We start from the raw sequence: 2,306 nt of genomic DNA, 5'->3' as shown, positions 1-2,306 counted from the left end.
ATGACACCTGAGCTGTCAGGGATGTAGTTGCTGAAAACCTGTCACCCACGAGGGAGCCTAAGCGACCGAAGCAATCTGTATGGTAAAGCCATAATACTCTGAATTGATTAGCAAAACGATTGTAGTTACTTGGAATATTTTTTTATGTTCTTTTGAAAACCTTTGAGGGATGGATTTCATTGAGGTAAGATACTCACTTGGCATCATTAAGGAATAGTCCCTGGTCAATGAACAAACATGCAATGATTATTGCCCCGGAATGCACAGTTAAGGCAGTTCTAAATATCTCAGAAGACAACATCCAAAAAACGAACCCGCAAAAAACAACAGGATAGGAAAAAACAGCAGAGTCGGCTGGTTACGCCTGCTTGAGTTGAAAAAAGCATATTCTATCTTTTTGAAGGCAAACGTCTCAATGAACAGGAAAATTTTTGAAAAAGCCCTGACCTTCTTCAGAAAAGCAATCAAGCTTGACCCTGATCATCTATTGTGACTTGGTGCCTTAGACAGTATTGCTTCTCTGGCCTATCAGGAGGAAACAGCGCGCAAGGTACTCAAGACATTCCGGGGACGGGCCCTTCTCGCTGATGAAGTGGGCATGGGCAAGACCATTGAGGCCTGCATGATGATTAAGGAATATATGATGCGGGGAATGGTCAAAAATGTTCTGGTATTGACTCCCACTCCGCTGGTAAGTCAGTGGCGTCAGGAGCTTGATTCAAAGTTCCACCTGGATTTCAGGTCCACGGATGATCCTGAATTTCGTGGAGAGGAAAATGGGTTCTGGCAGGCCCCGCGAATAGTTGCTTCCATCAACACAGCCAAATCAAGGAAACATTTTTTCCACAGTGACGGATCGAGAGTGGGACATGGTCATTATTGACGAGGCCCATCACTCGAAAAACCGCAACACCCTGAACTGGAAACTGGCCAATACCCTGAAAAAAAGATTTCTGCTTCTTCTTACTGCCACCCCGGTGGAGAACAATTTGATGGAGCTTTACAATCTGATTACCCTGCTTAAGCCCGGACAGCTCAAAACAGCTTCGGCCTTCAAGGAAGAGTTCATTACCAGGGGCGATCCCACAGATCCAAAAAACCGGGCCAGATTAAGGGAGCTTCTTAATCAGGTCATGATTCGCAATACCAGGGCTGTGGCCAATATCCATATTCCACCCAGGTTTGCAGAAACCATTCGAATCCAGCCCACCAGGGCCGAGTCTTAACTTTATGACAGGATCTCGCGACTGGCCAGAGATATTTACTCGTCATCCAAAAGTAAAAACAAGATGATGCTCAAGCACATCCTGGCCATGGCCGGTTCTTCCCCTGCAGCGGTCAAAAAAGCCCTGTCAAAAACCAGCGGTAATGATGCCCTGCCGGCACGCCATAATGATGAAGTGACAAAAGTTCTTGAACTAATTGATTCTATAGTTGAAACCGGAAAAAACAAAGCAGTCCTTGGTCTTATCTCTCGGCAAAGGCCCGCCAGGAGCGTCAGGCCAAAATTGATGCCCTTCCGGAAGAGCTGTCCGCCAAGACCCATGACCTTTGCTTCAAGGCATGTGCCATGATTTTGAGGGCCGTGGGTTTACAGTCAAAATGAGGAAAGACCTGGTGGCTGAATACACAGTCAAAGCTTGCCGCTTTGAGGTTTAAGGCTTCAAGGCCGTTGCAGTGCAGCTCAACATTATCTGCTTCACCCAGAAGATTTTCAGCATTCTGGATCATTCTATTGCTGATATCAAAGGATACAACCTTGCCCTGCTTACCAACCTGTTCTGACAGGATGCTGGTCATCCTGCCTGTTCCGCAGCCAGGCTCCAGAATAGTCATCCCTTCCAGGTCAGGAATGGTGGTCAGGACCTTTTGAATCTTTTCCATTTCCTCTCGGGTATAGTTGTCATTGGCCCATTGGGCATTGGCCTGCGCGTCAAAAAAATCAGCCTTGGCCCTGTTGATTTCAACTGAACCAGCAGCAGAGCAAAAACGGGTCATGCTATCCTCCTATCTCAAAAAATCAGGCATTTCGCCCACTTTCCCATAGTCTTTTTCCATTTCAGCGTGCACCGGCGTTCCAACCAGAAATTCATATATTTCATCAGCCTTTTCCCTGATATCCAAATCATCTTGACCAAAGTATAAATCAAATGCTTGTTAGATAATTATTTTGCAAACGTGTTACTTGATAGAGAATATTTTTATTTTTGCAAATGAAAAATAATCATTTTTATGATTTTTTATTTTTTAACTTGACAGTCAAAACTTCTCTAAACCTTTTGCATTCATTTACCATGATTTTACTT

The 2,306-nt window shown here is 44.7% G+C and carries 3 protein-coding genes; 2 read left to right on the top strand and 1 reads right to left on the bottom strand.

All coding sequences use genetic code 11. The annotated features are described in order from the left end of the window. Window positions 1-511 precede the first annotated feature (511 nt). Both LZ23_RS25355 and LZ23_RS25350 read left to right on the top strand, forming a co-directional pair. Window positions 512-883 carry a DEAD/DEAH box helicase family protein gene (locus tag LZ23_RS25355; RefSeq protein ID WP_084591036.1) on the top strand — a complete coding sequence of 124 codons (372 nt, stop codon included), beginning with the start codon at window positions 512-514 and terminating at the stop codon, window positions 881-883. Continuing rightward, complete coding sequence (locus LZ23_RS25350; protein ID WP_052507337.1) at window positions 870-1,226, top strand: SNF2-related protein; 357 nt, start codon at window positions 870-872, stop codon at window positions 1,224-1,226. Before LZ23_RS25355 ends, LZ23_RS25350 begins: the two co-directional genes overlap by 14 nt. A 271-nt stretch (window positions 1,227-1,497) precedes the next feature. Here LZ23_RS25350 and LZ23_RS11680 read toward each other — a convergent pair whose 3' ends face one another. Further along, complete coding sequence (locus tag LZ23_RS11680; RefSeq protein WP_045214391.1) at window positions 1,498-1,998, bottom strand: class I SAM-dependent methyltransferase; 501 nt, start codon at window positions 1,996-1,998, stop codon at window positions 1,498-1,500. Window positions 1,999-2,306 lie beyond the last annotated feature (308 nt).

Origin of the sequence: Desulfonatronovibrio magnus (assembly GCF_000934755.1) — a bacterium.
Classification (GTDB): domain Bacteria; phylum Desulfobacterota; class Desulfovibrionia; order Desulfovibrionales; family Desulfonatronovibrionaceae; genus Desulfonatronovibrio; species Desulfonatronovibrio magnus.
The sequence above is the reverse complement of the archived record's forward strand: the minus strand, read 5'-3'. Positions and strand labels throughout refer to the sequence as shown.

Excerpts from the sequence above, each read along its gene's own strand:
- LZ23_RS25350 (WP_052507337.1), top strand. The coding sequence starts at position 870 with ATGGTCATTATTGACGAGGCCCATCACTCGAAAAACCGCAACACCCTG.
- LZ23_RS11680 (WP_045214391.1), bottom strand. The coding sequence starts at position 1,998 with ATGACCCGTTTTTGCTCTGCTGCTGGTTCAGTTGAAATCAACAGGGCC.